11 protein-coding genes and 1 pseudogene are annotated in these 17,326 nt (G+C 67.6%); 6 read left to right on the forward strand and 6 right to left on the reverse strand.

What is annotated here, in order from left to right; all coding sequences use genetic code 11:
• Positions 1 to 182: pseudogene (locus C5O79_RS23210) on the reverse strand (peptidase S8); the annotation flags it as partial.
• Positions 179 to 343 (reverse strand): hypothetical protein, encoded by a 165-nt coding sequence (locus C5O79_RS38215; RefSeq protein WP_163008994.1) that lies wholly within the window; start codon positions 341 to 343, stop codon positions 179 to 181. The pseudogene C5O79_RS23210 and the gene C5O79_RS38215, both read right to left, overlap by 4 nt.
• Positions 344 to 605: 262 nt before the next feature.
• Here C5O79_RS38215 and C5O79_RS23215 point away from each other — a divergent pair, with 262 nt between their 5' ends.
• A complete protein-coding gene (locus tag C5O79_RS23215) occupies positions 606 to 1,502 on the forward strand; it encodes a glutamate/aspartate ABC transporter substrate-binding protein (protein WP_122476133.1) in 897 nt (298 codons plus the stop codon).
• A 75-nt stretch (positions 1,503 to 1,577) separates the two neighbouring features.
• Here C5O79_RS23215 and C5O79_RS23220 read toward each other — a convergent pair whose 3' ends face one another.
• On the reverse strand, positions 1,578 to 2,108 hold the full coding sequence (locus C5O79_RS23220) for a hypothetical protein (RefSeq protein ID WP_131931788.1): 531 nt from the start codon (positions 2,106 to 2,108) through the stop codon (positions 1,578 to 1,580).
• A 288-nt stretch (positions 2,109 to 2,396) separates the two neighbouring features.
• On the opposite strand from C5O79_RS23220, the gene C5O79_RS23225 reads away from it, so the two are divergent.
• Together C5O79_RS23225 and C5O79_RS23230 are read left to right on the forward strand one after the other, a co-directional pair.
• Positions 2,397 to 3,650, forward strand: coding sequence for a multidrug effflux MFS transporter (locus C5O79_RS23225; RefSeq protein ID WP_041493266.1), 1,254 nt, complete (start codon positions 2,397 to 2,399; stop codon positions 3,648 to 3,650).
• A 21-nt stretch (positions 3,651 to 3,671) separates the two neighbouring features.
• A complete protein-coding gene (locus tag C5O79_RS23230; protein ID WP_122476128.1) occupies positions 3,672 to 4,193 on the forward strand; it encodes a GNAT family protein in 522 nt (173 codons plus the stop codon).
• Between the two features lie 39 nt (positions 4,194 to 4,232).
• Here C5O79_RS23230 and C5O79_RS23235 read toward each other — a convergent pair whose 3' ends face one another.
• The 3 genes from C5O79_RS23235 to C5O79_RS23245 all read right to left on the reverse strand — a co-directional run bounded on the left by C5O79_RS23235 (position 4,233) and on the right by C5O79_RS23245 (position 13,464).
• Positions 4,233 to 4,922 carry a hypothetical protein gene (locus tag C5O79_RS23235; protein WP_046548037.1) on the reverse strand — a complete coding sequence of 230 codons (690 nt, stop codon included), beginning with the start codon at positions 4,920 to 4,922 and terminating at the stop codon, positions 4,233 to 4,235.
• Between the two features lie 228 nt (positions 4,923 to 5,150).
• Positions 5,151 to 7,394, reverse strand: a complete 2,244-nt coding sequence (gene pbpC / locus C5O79_RS23240) for a penicillin-binding protein 1C (protein WP_047849806.1) — start codon at positions 7,392 to 7,394, stop codon at positions 5,151 to 5,153.
• 10 nt (positions 7,395 to 7,404) lie between these two features.
• The gene (locus C5O79_RS23245; protein WP_122476126.1) at positions 7,405 to 13,464 is read right to left on the reverse strand and encodes an MG2 domain-containing protein; all 6,060 of its coding nucleotides are present in this window, start codon (positions 13,462 to 13,464) and stop codon (positions 7,405 to 7,407) included.
• Positions 13,465 to 13,767: 303 nt separating this feature from the next.
• On the opposite strand from C5O79_RS23245, the gene C5O79_RS23250 reads away from it, so the two are divergent.
• The 3 genes from C5O79_RS23250 to C5O79_RS23260 are packed head-to-tail and all read left to right on the forward strand — an operon-like array spanning position 13,768 to position 17,173.
• The gene (locus tag C5O79_RS23250; RefSeq protein WP_039351163.1) at positions 13,768 to 14,274 is read left to right on the forward strand and encodes a sugar dehydrogenase complex small subunit; all 507 of its coding nucleotides are present in this window, start codon (positions 13,768 to 13,770) and stop codon (positions 14,272 to 14,274) included.
• The gene (locus C5O79_RS23255; protein WP_047849808.1) at positions 14,274 to 15,893 is read left to right on the forward strand and encodes a GMC family oxidoreductase; all 1,620 of its coding nucleotides are present in this window, start codon (positions 14,274 to 14,276) and stop codon (positions 15,891 to 15,893) included. The genes C5O79_RS23250 and C5O79_RS23255 overlap by 1 nt, the downstream gene beginning before the upstream one ends.
• A 2-nt stretch (positions 15,894 to 15,895) precedes the next feature.
• Positions 15,896 to 17,173, forward strand: coding sequence for a cytochrome c (locus tag C5O79_RS23260; protein ID WP_046548033.1), 1,278 nt, complete (start codon positions 15,896 to 15,898; stop codon positions 17,171 to 17,173).
• The last annotated feature ends 153 nt before the right edge of the window (positions 17,174 to 17,326 follow it).

The raw sequence follows: 17,326 nt of genomic DNA on the forward strand, positions 1-17,326 counted from the left end.
GGGGGAGACGGCGTGGGGGCAGGGGCTGGCGCTGCGTTGGAAGAAGACGGGTTGCTGCCGTCGCCGCCGCCTCCACCGCCGCAACCGGCGAGGGGCAGGAGGGCGGCGGCGGACAGCATGCCGGCGAGCATGCGCGCATGTGCGGAGCGCGCCAGCGCAAAATTGAAACGCTTGGTTCTCATGTTGAAACTCGATCCTCGTAGATAACCGTCGTGCCGGCGGTGGCGCTGGTCCGGCTGACCCGGACCTTGTCTTTTTTTTGTCTGACGGTTGCAGCAAGGTTGCTGCGACGCGCCATGCACTGGGTAACGGCCAGCGCGGCGGCTTCTTGAGTGCGTTTCACGAGAAAAACCGGGGTGGGCGCAAACGATTACGTTGGTGCGTTGCAGCATGAACGCGTGTTTGGAACGCATGGCACAAAAGGTGGGGCGAGTGCGTGCGCGGCCGGTCGGGCGACACGTGCGGCGCGGGCCGGTTTGCGCGGTACGGAAAACATCTTTCACGGCCCGGCCACGATGGAAGGTTGATTGCGCTTTCCCTGATGCGACGCGAATTTTGTCGGGCGTACGATCGCGATTCGATCAACGTTTCGTCAGGAGAAAAGCATGGATCGCCGCTTACGCTGGCTGGCCGTTGCGCTGTCCTGTGCGCTGGCGGGCACCGCGCATGCACAGGCCCTCACCGGCACGCTGAAGAAGATCAAGGACACGGGCGTCGTGTCGCTGGGCATTCGCGAATCGTCGGTGCCGTTCTCGTATTCGGACAACCAGCAGAAGAACATCGGCTATTCGCGGGACATCGCGTCGCGCATCATCGACCAGTTGAAGACGGAACTGAACGCGCCAAACCTCACCGTGAAGGAAATCCCGATCACGTCGCAGAACCGGATTCCGCTGCTGCAGAACGGGACGATCGATTTCGAATGCGGTTCGACGACGAACACGCTCGAACGGCAGAAGCAGGCCGCGTTCTCGAACAGCATCTTTCTTTATGGCATCCGCTTCAGCACGCGCAAGGATTCCGGTGTGAAGGACTTCGCGGACCTGGCCGGCAAGACGGTCGCGACGACGGCCGGCACGTCGGACGAGCGCCTGCTGCGCAAGCTCAACGAAGAGAAGGCGATGAACATGACGATCATCAGCGCGAAGGATCATGCCGAAGCGTTCATGAACGTCACGACCGGGCGCGCGGTGGCGTTCGTGATGGACGAGCCGCTGCTGTACGGCGAGATCGCGAAGGACCGCAACCCGGGCGCGTACACGGTGACGGGCACGCCGCTCGTCCACGAGAACTACGCGTGCATGATGCGCAGGGACGATCCGGCGTTCAAGCATGTCGTCGACGGCGTGATCGCGAAGATGCAGACGTCGGGCGCGGCCGAGAAGCTCTACAACCAGTGGTTCATGCAGCCGATTCCGCCCAAGGGCGTGAGCCTCGGCTATCCGCTGTCGGCGGAAATGAAGCAGCTGTTCAGGAATCCGACGGATCAGGCGCAGTATTGATTCGGCCGTCGCAATGAAAAACCGCCGGCGTATGCCGGCGGTTCGAGCGCGTGGCGCCGAGCGGCGCGACGCGTGTCAGGCCTTGATTTCCGGGCCGCGCGCGGCGGGGGCGGCCGGCGTTGCCGGGGCCGTCGAACGCACCGACGGCTGCGCCGGCACGATGACGAGCACCGGCTCGGGCATGGCCCACGGCGCCATCGCGAAGCCGACGGGCTGCGGCATCGGCATCGCGAACGCATTGGCGAGCGCGATGTGCTGGAGCGCCATCATCTGCTGCTGCATCGCGGCCATCTGCGCCTGAGCCGCCTGCATCAGGTACTGCACGGCCTGCATTTGCCGCAACGCTGCCGCGGGCGGCAGGCCGCCCGACGACGACGTCTGCATCTCGAAGCTCGCGCCGCCTTGCGGGCTATGCCAGCTCCACGTGCTGACCTTCATCGGGCCGACGGCCGTCTGGACGACCCGCGTTTCGGCTTTCACGGGCACGGCCTGCCCGTCGACGTTGACGAACATCGGTTGGGCGGCAGCCGCGCCGGCCTGCCCGGCCAGGGCGAACACGGGCGCCAGCGCCAGCGCGCCCGCCGCCATATACGAACGGAATCGCATCTTCGTATCTCCATCAAACGAGACTGATCGAATCAACAATGACGTGCGGCTCACGGAGTGAGCCGTCCGAGACAATGCAGCCGTCGGCTTAAATCAACATTAAAACCGCCGCCGGTCAGCGCATGTCGGGACGCTCCGCAATCGGCATTCAACCTCGCCCGTGCCAGGGGAATCCTGTCGCTCGATGCAACAACAGGCACAATACGGAATTCGCCACGACACGCACGCGTGTTCGACATTCGAACATTGACGCTGCGGCACTGCTGCCCGACCTCCTTCCCCGTCGTCATGAACGCCACGCTCACTCCCGCGCGCGAGTCGAATTCGCCGCGTTTCCTGCTGTTCCTGATCTGCCTGTTCGCGTCCGCCGGCCAGCTCGCGATCGACATCTACGTGCCCGCGCTGCCCGACATGGCACGTTCGTTCGCCACTACGCCGCAGGCGATCCAGTCGAGCGTGTCCGGCTACATGGCGGCCTACGCGCTCGGCCAGCTGATTTTCGGGCCGGTCGCCGATGCCTACGGGCGCAAGCGTGTGCTCGCATTCGGGCTCGTGATCTACACGATCGGCTGCCTGCTGTCGCTCGGCGCGCAGAACCTGGAGACGTTCGTGCTCGCGCGCTGCCTGCAGGGCTTCGGGATCGCGACCACCAACCTGCTCGCGAAGGCGATCATCACCGATTCGTTCTCCGGCCAGGCGCTGATGCACGCGTTTACGTACATGTCGATCGCGTGGGGGCTCGCGCCGATCGTCGCACCGGTGATCGGCGCGCACCTGCAGGAATGGTTCGGCTGGCGCGCGTGCCTCGTGTTCCTGCTCGTGTACTCGCTGGTGATGTGGGCGCTGCTGTGGCGTTACCGCGAAACCTTGCCGAAACCGGTGCATCTCGAGCCGCGCACGCTGATGACGAACGCGGGCAAGGTGCTGGCGAGCCCGGTGTTCCAGAGCTGCTTCCTCGCACAGGGGCTGTGCTACAGCATCCTGCTCGTGTTCAACATCGTCGGGCCGTTCATGGTGCAGACCACGCTGCACAAGCCGCCGACTTTCTTCGGCTATCTCGCGCTCGGGATCGGGCTGATGTATTTCCTCGGCGGCCTGTCGAACCGGATTCACCGGCCCGGGCTGCCGAGCGCCGAGCAACGGCTGCGCATCGGTGCGCGCGTGATGGCGGGCGCGTCGGTCGCGATGCTGGTGCTGGCGCTGACCGTCGGGCTGCGCGTCTGGACGCTCGCGACGCCGGTGCTCGTGATGGGCTTCTGCGCGGGCGCGATGTATCCGACGCTGATGGCCAAGGGCAATTCGCTGTTTCCGCATATCGCCGGCCTGACGAGCGCGATCCTCGGGTGCGCGCTGCTGCTGGTGTCGTCCGCGATGATGGGGTTGGCCGGCTTCGTGTCGATTCACGTGCTGACGCCGCTCGCGGTGTTCTTCGTCGTGCTGTCGTGCATCGTCGTGTGGATGGTCACCAAGCTGCTGCGGTACCTGTCGCAGCAGCAGGCCCAGGCCGCGTCCGTCGTGTGCGGGCGCGAGGAGGCCGCGTAAGTGCCCCCTGTCGACCGAGCCATGAGCCCGATCCTGCTGAACCGCGTCGCCCGCACCGACGCCGCCGACCTGCTCGCCGCCAACCGCGCGAGCCGGAGCCACCATCTCCCGTGGGTCGATTCGTTCACTGACCAGGCGGGATTCGACCAGTGGTTCGGCCGCTGCCTGACGGGGCCGAACGTCGGCCTCATCGCGCGCGAACGCACGTCCGGGGCGGTGGTCGGTGTGGTGAACCTCAACGAGATCGTCGGCGGTGTGTTCCAGAGCGCGTATCTCGGGTACTACGGAATGGCGGCGTTCAGCCGTACGGGGTTGATGACCGAAGCCCTGCGCGCGGCGATCGGCGTCGCGTTCGGCGAACTCGGGCTGCATCGGCTCGAAGCGAACATCCAGCCCGGCAACCACGCGTCGATTGCGCTGGTTCGGCGGCTCGGTTTCGCGAAAGAGGGGTTTTCGCCGCGCTATCTGCGCATCGGCGGCGAGTGGCGCGACCACGAACGGTGGGCGCTGCTGGCTGACGGCGAACCCGAAGCGCGCACCTGACGGCCGCTACCGGGCGAATTTCTTCCCGCCACAGGCCGCTTACAGCGGATGCGCCGCGCCGGCCTGCGTCAGCAGCGATACGGCAGCCGGATCCGGCATCCCGTTCGAGTCGATCGCGCCGGCTTTCGCGAGTGCGGCGAGATCGCTGTCGACACCCGGTTGCCCGACCGTGAACGATGTGGTCAGGAACGCCGGCGCGGTGAACGCCACCGAATAGCGCTGCTGCAGGTTCGTCACCACGGCCGATTGCGCGGCCTGTACGGTGTCCGCGTTGTTCATCGCCTGCTGATAGCGCGAATTCCCCTGGAAATTGCCGATCAACGTGGCCGTGTTCGTGCCGAGCTGGGCGGCGAGATAGACGAGCATCAGCTCGGTTTCGGGCGTCGTATTGAACGTGCCGCCAGCATAGGCGAGCGAATGCAGGCTCGTGCCGCCCGACGTCACGGTGATCACGCACGGCAGCGCCGCATTGACCGTCACGCGGTAGTTGCCGCCGCCATCCGTCAGCGTCGTCGCCGACCCTGCCACGCAACTGACCGTGACCTGCGCGCTGGCGAGCGCGCCACCCGTCGCGGCCGTGCCGGAAAGCGCGACCGTCTGCGTGTTGTTGTTGAAGCAGGCATCGACGCCGAAGCAGGCATCGCCGTTGCACGCCTGAAGCGTCGCGAGGGTGGCGAGGCAGAGCGTGCCCAGCGCGGGGCGGATGAAACGCCTGGGATGAATGTTCATGGTCGCGGGCCTTGAGGAGAGTGGGGCAACCGGTTGGCGCCGAAAGTGCGGTGCCGTTCCTATTCTAGGTCCCGAATCGGGGCGCTGCTCGGCCGTTTGGCATGCTGCCGTCGAGCGGGTCGTGCGCCGTGCCGCTACGCCGGCGGCGGGGCGTCAGTCGTGCGGTGAGCGAGCCGGCGCCATCGCGTAGGCGAGCAACAGGCAACGCCGGCACACGCATTCACCCGCTCAGGGCTTGCGCGCGGCCGCCTTCGCGAATGCGCCGCGCACCTCGAAGCTGATCGTATCCGCCACATTGCCGCGCGCATCGACGAGTTCGAGCCGGTGCCGGCCCGGCCATGGCATCCACGCGATGCGATCGGCATGCCCGATCACCTTGTCGTCGAGCCGCCACGCGAATTTAGAGGCGTGCCCGGCCGAGCGCTCGAACCAGATCCGCTGGTTCTTCGGCGGAATGTCCGGATCGATCGCGAAGATCGTGCCGTCGGTCGGCGTGCCGATCGTCAGCGGCGCGCGCGCGCCGTCCTTGCCCGGCGTGACGGGGGCGGCAAGCCGGATCGTGTCGACCGCCGTTCCCGCGATGAACCACTCGTTGCGCGACGGTTCGATATCGCGTTCGAACGTGATGCGGCGCGTCTCGACACCGGCCGGCGCGCGCGGCGCACGGCTCGGCTGGTCGCGGTGGAGGTAGCCCACGACGGCCGACCACACGGGCGACGCACCCGTGACGCCCGACACGTCCCACATCGGCGAGCCGTCCGCATTGCCGACCCACACGCCGACCGTATAGCGCGACGTGAAGCCGACGGTCCAGTTGTCGCGCATGTCCTTGCTGGTGCCGGTCTTGACCGCCGAGAAAAAGCGCGTCGCGAGCGGATTGTCGAAGCCGAACGTGCGCACGCGCGCGTTGTTGTCGGAGAGGATGTCGGTCACGACGAAGCTGGCTGCCTCGCTGAACACGCGCGTGCCGTCGGTCGCTGGCGCAGCGGCCGACGCGCCGGATGCCGGTGCCGGCGCTGGCGCTGGCCGGTCGACGACCTTGCGGGCAACGCCGCCGTTCGCAAGCGCGCGGTACGCATTGGTCAGCGACAGCAGCGTGACATCCGCACTGCCGAGCGCGAGACTGAAGCCGTAGTAATCGCCTTCCTGCGCGAGCGGCAGGCCGAGCGCGGTCAGCGTGCGCGCGAAGCGGTGCGGCGTGACGAGCACGAGCGTGCGCACGGCCGGCACGTTCAGCGAGCCGCCGAGCGCGCTGCGCACGCTCACCCAGCCCTTGAAATCCTTGTCGTAGTTCTGCGGAATGTACAGGCCGCCCCCGGCGGCGAGGTTGATCGGCGCATCGTCGAGCAGCGACGCGGCCGTCAACCGTTTCTCGTCGATCGCCTGCGCATACAGGAACGGCTTGAGCGTCGAGCCGGCCTGGCGCGGCGCGAGCACGGCATCGACGTCGCGCGCGCCCGACAGCGCGCCGGACGAGCCGACCCACGCGCGAATCTCGCCGGTCGCGTTGTCGATCACGACGACTGCGCCGTCCTGCACGTTGCGCCGGTGCGCGGGCGCGTTGAGTTCGGTCAGCGCGCGCACCAGCGTGTCGCGCGCGAAGCGCTGCAGCGGCGCATCGAGGGTCGTGCGGATCTGCGCGCCGGCCGTTGGCCGGGCCTCGGCCGCGATGCGTCGCGCGAAGTGCGGGGCGAGGGCGGCGCCGTCATCGCGCGCGGCGCTGGCCGGGCGCGCGATGACGAGCTGTACGTAGCCGTCGAGCGACGCGCAGGCCTGCTCGGCATGCATGTCGCGCAGGATCCGGCATGCGCGCTCGGCGACTTTCGCGGGCGTCGCGTTGGGCGCGCGCACGAGCGCGGCCGCGATCGCGGCTTCGCGTGCATCGAGGCCCGACGGCGCCTTGCCGAACAGCACCTGCGACAGCGCGGCGAGGCCGATCGTCTCGCCACGGAACGGCACGAGGTTCAGGTATGCCTCGAGCACCTGGTCCTTGCGCCAGCCGCGTTCGAGCAGCAGCGCGTTGACCGCCTGCGTCGCCTTCTGCGGCAGCGAGCGCTGGCCCGAGCGGCGCGGCGAATCGCTGAGCAGCCCGGCGAGCTGCATCGTGACGGTCGATGCGCCGCGCGTGCGCTCGTTCCACAGGTTGCCCCATGCGGCACCGGCGATGCCGCGCCAGTCGACGCCGCTGTGCTCATAAAAGCGCTTGTCTTCGGACACGACGATCGCCTCGCGAAACGCGGGCGACACATCGGCGAGCGACACCCAGTCGCCGCGCCGTTCGGTGAGGTCGACACGCGTGCGCTGCAGCGGCGTGCCGTCGCGCGCGAGCAGCACCCAGTCGGAGCTGCGCCAGGTGCGGCGCACTTCGTCGTAGCTCGGCAGCGCATGTGCGACGAGCGGCGCAGCCAGCACGATGGCGACAAATACGCGGCCGGCGAAACGCGCCGGCCGCGGCAATACCGGATCGATCATCAAGGTCTCGTTACTTGCCCGCTTCGGCCGGCTTCACGGTCATCGGCGGGTTCGGCCACAGGCCGTACACGGACGGCGCGTACAGCGCCTCGACACGCGTCGGCGGCAGCCCGAACGTGCCGACGTTGTTCAGCCGCACCGTGTACTCGACCGAGAATTTGCCTTTCGGCAGATAGTCGTAGTACGCGCGGTAGCCGTCGAAGTCGCGCTCGATGAACGCCGGCCACGCGCCGTCCGGCGTCTTCTCGCCCTGCGTCGCCGCTTCGGAGTCGCGGCCGAGGCCCGAACCGAGGATCGTCGAACCGGCCGGAACCGGATCGTTGACGACGACCCACGTCATGTCGCTCTGCGCATCGATGTCGAGATGCACGCGCACGACGTCGCCGCGCGTCAGGACGCCCTTGACCGCAGGTGATACGGGCGTGACGGTCTTCGTGATCCGGTAGCCGGCCGCGAACGGCGAACGCAGCGGCACCGCCGCGAGGCTCTCGATCGTGGCCCACGGGCGGCCCGTGCCGTCCTGCGTGACCGACAGCGTGGCCGGCGCCTGCGACGCGCGCGGCCACGGCAGCATCACGCTGCGGGCCGCGGCGGCGCGGGTGGCCGGGGTCGCCGACGCCGGCGCCTGCGTGTCGGTGGCCGCGGGTGCCGGTGCCGCTCCTTGCGACCACGCGATCGTGCGCGCGTCGCCGCCGAGCGCGACCTTCGTCGCGCCGGTGACCGGCGTGCTCTCGTAGGTGCGCGAGAAGCGCTCGACCGCGAGCAGGCCGAGCGCGTTCGACGTCGTGGTCTGCCATGCACCCTGGTGTTGCAGCGCGAGCAGGCCGGCCGTCACGCGCGGCATCTCGTCCTTCCACGCCGGGTCGCCCGCGAATTCCAGCGCGAGACGTGCCGCGTTGGTTTCGTTGCTGGTCATCAGCCACCACAGGTCGTCGTCGCGTGCGGTCGAGAAGACGAGCTGCGTGCCCTGGTACGTGAGGCGTGCCCGGAGGATCTGTTCGACCTGCGCGCGTTTTTCGTCGCGTTGCGGGATGTCCTTCACGCGCGTCAGGATCGCGTGATAGTCGATCACCGCGGAAGTCGGCCACTGGTTCGGCGCGATCTCGATCGAGCCGAGCATGCGGCCCTGCGCGGCGCCGTAGCGCGACAGCGCCTCGATCGCGGCCAGCTTGCGCAGGTCGCGATCCTGGCGCGGCGCCCACGTGTTGCGTTCGAGGCGGCCGTCGACGAAGCGCACGAGCCCGGCCTCGAGCTGCGTGCGCAGGTCTTCCGGCAGCGCGAAGCGCGGGTCGAGACGGCTCGCCTCGTCGGACACCACGAGCAGGTACGACGAAAGCGTCGCGCTGCCGGCATGCGAATCGTCGGACGACGGCGGGAAGTAGCTCGCGAGCCCGTCGCTGTCGAGATAGACGGGCATGCGTGCGATCAGCGCCTGCCATTGCGCGGCGTCGCGCAGGCCGATCGCGCGCGACGTCTGCTGTTCGAGGCAGCGGTACGGATAGCGCTCGAACCAGCGCTTCACGCCGGGCAGCCCGTCGGCGAGCTTCGACTGCAGCGACACGGCGATGCCGCCGCGCGGCAGGCCTTGTGCGTTGTTCGCGGCGCCGGCCGGGGAGGCGACCGGCACCGTCAGCGTGCCGTCGACTTGCGCGAGCGTCGCCTGCTGGACCGTGACCGGCAGCGCGGGCACGACCTTCTGCGCGACCGCCAGCGCGTCGGACGCGCGCTTGCCGCCTTGCTCGGCCGCCTCGATGCGCCAGTTCAGCGCACCGGCCGCGTCGAGCGCCTGCTCGGGCACGGTGATCGTCCATGCGACCTCGGTGGCAGCGTTGGCCGCGAGCGAGACGGTTTGCGGCGCGACGTCGAGGCCCGTCACGCGCGGCGTCACGACGACCTGCATCGCACGGTCGGTCGTGTTGCGCAGCGTGACCTGCGCACGGAACGCGTCGCCTTCGCGCACGAGCGGCGGCAGGCCGGAGATCAGCTGCAGATCCTGCGTGCTACGGATCGACGTGCTGCCGGTGCCGAAGCGGTCGGCGCCGACCGCCGCGATCGCGACGATCCGGAAGCGCGTGAGCGCGTCGTTCAGCGGCACCTCGACGGTCGCGCTGCCGTTCGCATCCAGCGTCACGCGCGGATTCCACAGCAGCAACGTGTCGAACAGCTCGCGCGTCGGCGCGCCGCCGCCGCCGCCGCCGGCCGGCACAGCCTTGCGGCCGAAGTGGCGGCGGCCGACGATTTCCATTTGTGCCGTGGATGTCTCGACGCCGTACGCGCGTCGCCGCAGCATCGCGTCGAGCAGGTCCCAGCTGTTGTTCGGCATCAGTTCGAGCAGCGCCTCGTCGACGGCCGCGACCGCGATCTGCGTGCCGGCCGGCGCGGGCTGGCCGTTGGGCAGCGTGACCTTCACGTGCGCCTGCGCCTTGCTGCGCACCGTGTAGCGCGTCGCGTCCGTCGTCACGGTCACGCCGAGGCGGTGCACGCCCGTGCCGACCTTGATTTCGCCGAGACCATAGCGGAACGCGGGCTTCGACAGGTCGACGAACGCGGTCGGCGCTTCATAGTGACGGCCTTCGCGCCAGAATGCACGCGCCCATTCGACCGGCGCCTTCCAGCCCCACGTGAAGAACGAGTACCACGGCACTTCGCGAATCCGGCCACGCAGCGCGAGCACCGACACGTAGACGTTCGGCCCCCACGATTCGCCGACCTTCAGGTCGACCGTCGGATTCTTGCCGTTCAGCTCGACGATGTGCGTTTCCATCACGCCGCCGCGTTCGACCGCGACCAGCGCGGTTGCGTAGCGGAACGGCATCCGCACCTGGAAGCGGGCGGTTTCGCCCGGCTCGTACGCGGTTTTCTCGGGGATCACGTCGATCCGGTCGGTGTTGTCGCCGCCGAACCAGAGCTCGTCTTCGCGCGTGACCCACACCGACGTCGATGCGTTCGACGTGCGGCCGTCACCGTCCTTGGCGACCGCGATCAGCTGCACGTTGCCGGCCTGTTCGAGCGTCGCGTCGCAGGCCATGCGGCCCTTGTCGTCGGTCTTGCCCGAGCACAGCACGCCGAGGTCGCGCGTGTCGCTCTTGTTGTCGTACGCATAGAAGCCGCCGACCATCCGCTTGCGCGACGACGTCGTGATGTGCGCGACACCCTTGATCTCGATCGGCACGGACGCGCGCGGCTTGCCTTGCAGGTCGACCGCCAGTGCCTGCACGGGCACGCGCTGGCCGACCGATACCCAGCGGCCCGCCTTGACGCCAGCCACCACCGCGGCCGGCCACAGGATCGTGTCGCCGCGAATCGTCTGCACTTCGCCGTTCGGGTCGGCGAACGTCGCTTCGAGCGCGATGCGCTTCGGTGCGTCGACGTCGGGCAGGCCCTTGAGCGTGACCGAGCCCGCGCCGTTGCGGTCGAGCGTCAGCGGCAGCTTGTCGGCGATCAGCTTCGTTGCATCGGGATCGTTGTTCGACGCCGATGCGTTGTCGCCGTCCTGCGAATCGTCGTCGGCGTTGCCGTCGCTCTTGTCGGCGCGATACGGCGTGAAGCTGAAGTCCTCGAAGCGATCCGCGAACGGCGGCGACGCCCACTTCATCAGCGCCGACACCTGCACCGGCAGGTTCGACGCGCCGCCGCCCGATACGTAGTCGATCTGCACCGCGAGCGGCGCTTCCTTCACGGCGACGAGCGGGCTCTTCTGCGCGTCGCGCGCGCCGATCGACCCCTTCAGGACCGGCAGGCGGAATGCCTCGACGCGGAAGCTGCCGCTGTAATAGGTGGCGGTCGGGGCGTCTTCCGGGCCGCCTTCGAGCTCGACGCTGTATTCGCCGAGCTTCGCGGCGGCCGGCAGCGTGAACTGCGTGTCCGCGCTGTGGTCGGCTGCCCACGTGAGCGGCAGCTTGTAGGTCTGGCCCGTGCCGAGATGGCGGATCGTCACGCGCGTCGGGTATTGCGACGGGAACGCAAGGCTCTGCAGCGTTTCGGCACGAATGAAGTGCTTCATCGACACGGTTTCGCCGGCGCGCAGCAGCGTGCGGTCGAAGACCGTATGCGCGCGCACGGTGCGTGCGCTGTCCGTGTCGGTCGGCACGTTGAAGCGCCACGATTCGATTCCGCGGTTCCAGCCCGAGCTGACGAACGCCATGTCGGGGCCCGTCTTCGGATCGTTCACGCGGGCCGACACGAAGTAGTCGTCGAAGCGTTGCTCCGAATCGGACGAGCTGCAGGCGCGCTTCGATTCGAACGCGCCGTCGATCTTCAGCAGGCCCTGCGCATCGGTCTTGCCGGACGCGATCTCGTCGCCGTTGCAGTCCGATACGCGGATCTGCGCGTTCGGCACGGGCTTGCCCTTGTCGAGCGTCGTGACCCACACGAGGTTGTTTTCGCGGCCCTGTTTCAGGTGCACGCCGAGGTTGGTGACGAGCACCGTGGTGCGCACGTACATGCTCGACGGCTTCGCGAGCAGCGAGCGGCCGAGCGCGGGCGACGCGAGTTCGAGCACGTAGAAGCCGGGCTTGTCGATCGGCACGCCCACGACCTCGAACGGGCGCAGCGCCTTCGGGTCCGCCTTCGGCAGCGTCAGCGCCTGCACGCCGGGCTGGCCCTTGAGCAGCGTCAGCGAGCGCACGTCGATGCGGCGATCCTTCGGCGCGGGCGCCTTCTCGCCGGCCTCGCGCGGCACGTAGACGGGATGCTGGCCCTTGCGTTCGAGCAGGCCGGGAATCTGGCTGTCGATCGAGCCGGCCGTCATCGACCAGTTGTCGAAGCGGTCGACCGTGCGCATCCACTGGCGAATCGCGGTGTCGTCGTCGACCTTCAGGTTCGAGAATTGCGCACCTTGAGTGTTGAGGCCGTCGATATGCAGGTCGGCCTCGACGTTGCGCAGCGTGACGGGCACGAGCGCGGGCGAATCGGGTTCGGCGAAGCGCTCGACGATCCCGAAGGTGCCCGACGAGAATTTCGCGAGCGGCGGCATCGGCGCGGTGCGCGTCGCGAGCGGGAACAGGTCGGCGTTCGACAGCGAGCGGTCGGTCACGTCACGCAGGCCCGACGGCAACTCGATCGTGAGGCCGGCCTGCTCGGGCAGCGGCGGGTTGAACGTGACGGTGGTGACTTCCTCGCTCTTGTCGTCGGCCGCGAAGGTCGGCGAGAGCGTTCCGTCCGGGCCGCGCAGCTTGATCGCCTCGGCGTTCTTGCGCGACATCGGCGCGTTGAACGACAGCGTGAGCGGGCGCAGCGGCGTGCAGGGCGCCTTCGCGTTTTCGCGTTCGCACGAGAAGCTCGCGGCGAACGGGGCGCGCACGGTGAAATCGAAGCGGCGTTCCGTTTCGTTCGGGATCCCGCTCGGGCTCGTGACGCCCTTGCCGTACACGAGCTGCATCTTCGCGCTCGCCGGCAGCGCCTGTGCGCACGACAGCGTCAGCACGCGCGCGGCATCCTTCCTCAGACCGAAGTGGTCGAGCAGTGCATTGCGCGCATCGTCGTCGGCGGCCGTGACGGGAATGCGGTTGCCGATGCCCGCTGCTTCGCACCAGATGTTCGCGAGCGCCGAACGCGGTTCGGCCGGGCCGTTCAGCTTCAGCACGAACATCTGCCGTTCCTCGATCTCGCGCGAGGCGGGGCGGACGTTCACCGGGAACGGGCCGCCCGTCTGGAACGTGAAGCGGCGCGGGCCGCTGGCCGCATTGCCGGCGACCGAGCGCAACGTGTCGTTGAGCGCGACCGAGCAGCGCACGCCGGGCGGCAGGTCGTTTTCGAAATCGTAAACCCAGGTCTTGTCGTCGAGCCAGTGACCCTGGCCGCGCGCCGCGGTGGAATCGTTACAGGTGACGCGTGCGGGATTCGGCGCGGAGGCGGACCCGAACGCGACCATCGGTTCGTCGAACTTGACGACGGTTTGCCGGACCTCGGTGACGGTGCCTTGCGGCGACACGCTCACCGTGCGCGCCGCGCCCGCATGCAGTGACAGCGCCGTGGCGCCGCCGAGCGCCGCGACGGCGCCGATGCGCCAGAGCAGCCGGGTGGTGTGGTCGGTTCGCTTTGCTTTGTTCTGTTTGTCGCGTTGCTTCATCGCTCGTTGCCCTTGGAGGGAAGCTTTCTGTTTGATTGCACGCGATTCTAACCGACCGACCTGCACGCGCATCGCGCGGCACAGTGTGTCGTCGGCGTGCGACACTGGGGTGCGTGCCGCAGATTTGTCGCGTCAACGACACAAAAATGCAGCGAAATGTCGATTGTCTCGGATTGCGGAACATTTAATGGACTATAAAAAGATTGTTCGATCTGATTTGTGCGCGTACATTTCAGGTCCACGCCAATGTTTGAGAAATATCAAGCGTGGTTTTCCCGAATCCGGTGTTCGAGAGAAGGAAACATGCACAACGACAACACTCCCCACTCGCGTCGCACAGGCGACGCAGCCGTAACAGGCATCACACGACGTCAATGGCTGCAGGGCGCACTGGCGCTGACGGCGGCGGGCCTCACCGGCTCGCTGGCGTTGCGGGCCCTGGCCGACGATCCCGGCACCGCGCCGCTCGATACGTTCATGACGCTCTCCGAAGCAGTGACAGGCAAGAAGGGGCTGAGCCGCGTGCTCGGCCAGCGCTTCCTGCAGGCATTGCAGAAGGGTTCGTTCAAGACGGCCGACAGCCTGCCGCAACTCGCCGGCGCACTCGCGTCCGGTTCGCTGAATCCCGATCAGGAAGCACTCGCGCTGAAGATTCTTGAAGCGTGGTATCTCGGTATCGTCGATAACGTCGTGATTACCTACGAAGAAGCATTAATGTTCAGCGTCGTATCCGATACGCTCGTGATCCCGTCGTATTGCCCCAACAAACCCGGCTTCTGGGCCGAAAAACCGATCGAGAGGCAAGCCTGATGGCCGATACCGATACGCAAAAGGCCGACGTCGTCGTCGTCGGATCGGGTGTCGCAGGCGCGATCGTTGCACACCAGCTCGCGATGGCGGGCAAGTCCGTGATCCTGCTGGAAGCCGGCCCGCGCATGCCGCGCTGGGAAATCGTCGAACGCTTCCGCAACCAGGTCGACAAGACCGATTTCATGGCGCCGTACCCGTCGAGCGCGTGGGCGCCGCATCCGGAATACGGCCCGCCGAACGACTACCTGGTCCTGAAGGGCGAGCACAAGTTCAACTCGCAGTACATCCGCGCGGTGGGCGGCACGACGTGGCACTGGGCCGCGTCGGCGTGGCGCTTCATCCCGAACGACTTCAAGATGAAGACCGTGTACGGCGTCGGCCGCGACTGGCCGATCCAGTACGACGACCTCGAGCATTACTACCAGCGCGCAGAAGAGGAACTCGGCGTGTGGGGCCCGGGCCCCGAGGAAGACCTGTATTCGCCGCGCAAGGAGCCGTACCCGATGCCGCCGCTGCCGTTGTCGTTCAACGAGCAGACGATCAAGAGCGCGCTCAACGGCTATGACCCGAAGTTCCACGTGGTGACCGAGCCGGTCGCGCGCAACAGCCGCCCGTACGACGGCCGGCCGACCTGTTGCGGGAACAACAACTGCATGCCGATCTGCCCGATCGGCGCGATGTACAACGGCATCGTGCACGTCGAGAAGGCCGAGCAGGCCGGTGCGAAACTGATCGACAGCGCGGTCGTCTACAAGCTCGAAACCGGGCCGGACAAGCGCATCACCGCCGCGGTCTACAAGGACAAGACGGGCGCCGACCATCGCGTCGAAGGCAAGTACTTCGTGATTGCGGCGAACGGCATCGAGACGCCGAAGATCCTGCTGATGTCCGCGAACCGCGATTTCCCGAACGGTGTCGCGAACAGCTCGGACATGGTCGGCCGCAACCTGATGGATCACCCGGGTACCGGCGTGTCGTTCTATGCGAACGAGAAGCTGTGGCCGGGGCGAGGCCCGCAGGAGATGACGTCGCTGATCGGTTTCCGCGACGGCCCGTTCCGTGCCACCGAAGCCGCGAAGAAGATCCACCTGTCGAACATGTCGCGCATCAACCAGGAAACGCAGAAGATCTTCAAGGGCGGCAAGCTGATGAAGCCCGAGGAGCTCGACACGCAGATCCGCGACCGTTCCGCGCGCTACGTGCAGTTCGACTGCTTCCACGAAATCCTGCCGCAACCCGAGAACCGCATCGTGCCGAGCAAGACGGCCACCGATGCGATCGGCATCCCGCGCCCCGAGATCACGTATGCGATCGACGACTACGTGAAGCGCGGCGCCGTGCACACGCGCGAGGTCTACGCGACGGCCGCGAAGGTGCTGGGCGGCACCGAAGTCGTCTTCAACGACGAGTTCGCGCCGAACAACCACATCACGGGCGCGACGATCATGGGCGCGGATGCACGCGACTCGGTCGTCGACAAGGACTGCCGCACGTTCGACCATCCGAACCTGTTCATCTCGAGCAGCTCGACGATGCCGACCGTCGGTACGGTGAACGTGACGCTGACGATCGCGGCGCTTGCGCTGCGGATGTCGGACACGCTGAAGAAGGAAGTCTGACCGTGCGGAAATCTACTCTCACCTTCCTCCTCGCCGGCTGCCTCGCGCTGCCGGGTCTCGTACGCGCGGCCGATGCGGCCGATCCGGCGCTCGTCAAGCGCGGCGAATATCTCGCGGTCGCGGGCGACTGCATGGCGTGCCACACCGCGAAGGGCGGCAAGCCGTTCGCGGGCGGTCTCGGCATGCCGATCCCGATGCTCGGCAAGGTGTACACGAGCAACATCACGCCCGATCCCGACACGGGCATCGGCAACTGGTCGGCCGAGGACTTCGAGCGCGCGGTGCGCCACGGGGTGTCGAAGAACGGCGGCAACCTGTATCCGGCCATGCCGTACGTGTCGTACGCGAAGATCAACGACGACGACGTGAAGGCTCTGTACGCGTACTTCATGCACGGCGTCGAGCCGGTCAAGCAGGCGCCGCCGAAGAACGAGATCCCCGCGCTGCTGAGCATGCGCTGGCCGCTGAAGATCTGGAACTGGCTGTTCCTGAAGGACGGCGCGTACGAACCGAAGCCGGCGCAGAGCGCCGAGTGGAACCGCGGCGCGTATCTGGTCCAGGGCCTGGCTCACTGCAGCACGTGCCACACGCCGCGCGGCATCGCGATGCAGGAGAAGTCGCTTGACGAGACGGGCGGCAGCTTCCTGTCGGGCTCGGTGCTCGCGGGCTGGGACGGCTACAACATCACGTCCGACGCCAACGCGGGGATCGGCGGCTGGACGCAGCAGCAACTCGTCCAGTACCTGCGCACCGGCAGCGTGCCGGGCCTCGCGCAGGCGGCCGGCCCGATGGCCGAGGCGATCGAGCACAGCTTCTCGAAGATGACCGAAGCCGACATCGGCGCGATCTCGACGTACATTCGCACGGTGCCGGCCGTCGCCAGCGGCGATGCGAAGCAGTCGCGCGCGTCGTGGGGCAAGCCGGCCGAAGATGGCCTGACGCTGCGCGGCGTCGCGCTCGCGTCGTCGGGCATCGATCCGGCACGGCTCTATCTCGGCAACTGCGCAACGTGTCACCAGATGCAGGGCAAGGGCACGCCTGACGGCTATTACCCGCCGCTGTTCCACAACACGACGGTCGGCGCATCGAACCCGACCAACCTCGTGCAGGTGATCCTGAACGGCGTGCAGCGCAAGGCCGGCAGCGAGGACGTCGGAATGCCGGCGTTCCGCCACGAGCTGTCGGATGCGCAGATCGCCGCGCTGACGAACTACCTGACCGGGCAGTTCGGCAATCCGGCCGCGAAGGTGACCGAGCAGGACGTCGCGAAGCTGCGTTGATGCGGCGCGTGACGAAGCAGGGCGATAACTGACAAGAGGAGGAGTACAGCACATCGGGTCGTTGCCCGATGCCGGTTGTTGCAGAGCGGGGCGGGCGGCGCAGGCGGCCGCCCGTCCTGGTTCATTCGCAATCCGGTGCGCCGGCGCTGTTCG

Origin of the sequence: Burkholderia sp. SRS-25 (assembly GCF_004343765.1) — a bacterium.
GTDB lineage: Bacteria > Pseudomonadota > Gammaproteobacteria > Burkholderiales > Burkholderiaceae > Burkholderia > Burkholderia contaminans.

Bases quoted from the DNA above. Each gene is read 5' to 3' on its own strand.
- C5O79_RS23215 (WP_122476133.1), top strand. From the start codon at position 606: ATGGATCGCCGCTTACGCTGGCTGGCCGTTGCGCTGTCCTGTGCGCTG.
- C5O79_RS23220 (WP_131931788.1), bottom strand. From the start codon at position 2,108: ATGCGATTCCGTTCGTATATGGCGGCGGGCGCGCTGGCGCTGGCGCCC.
- C5O79_RS23225 (WP_041493266.1), top strand. From the start codon at position 2,397: ATGAACGCCACGCTCACTCCCGCGCGCGAGTCGAATTCGCCGCGTTTC.
- C5O79_RS23230 (WP_122476128.1), top strand. From the start codon at position 3,672: ATGAGCCCGATCCTGCTGAACCGCGTCGCCCGCACCGACGCCGCCGAC.
- C5O79_RS23235 (WP_046548037.1), bottom strand. From the start codon at position 4,922: ATGAACATTCATCCCAGGCGTTTCATCCGCCCCGCGCTGGGCACGCTC.
- pbpC (WP_047849806.1), bottom strand. From the start codon at position 7,394: ATGATCGATCCGGTATTGCCGCGGCCGGCGCGTTTCGCCGGCCGCGTA.
- C5O79_RS23245 (WP_122476126.1), bottom strand. From the start codon at position 13,464: ATGAAGCAACGCGACAAACAGAACAAAGCAAAGCGAACCGACCACACC.
- C5O79_RS23250 (WP_039351163.1), top strand. From the start codon at position 13,768: ATGCACAACGACAACACTCCCCACTCGCGTCGCACAGGCGACGCAGCC.
- C5O79_RS23255 (WP_047849808.1), top strand. From the start codon at position 14,274: ATGGCCGATACCGATACGCAAAAGGCCGACGTCGTCGTCGTCGGATCG.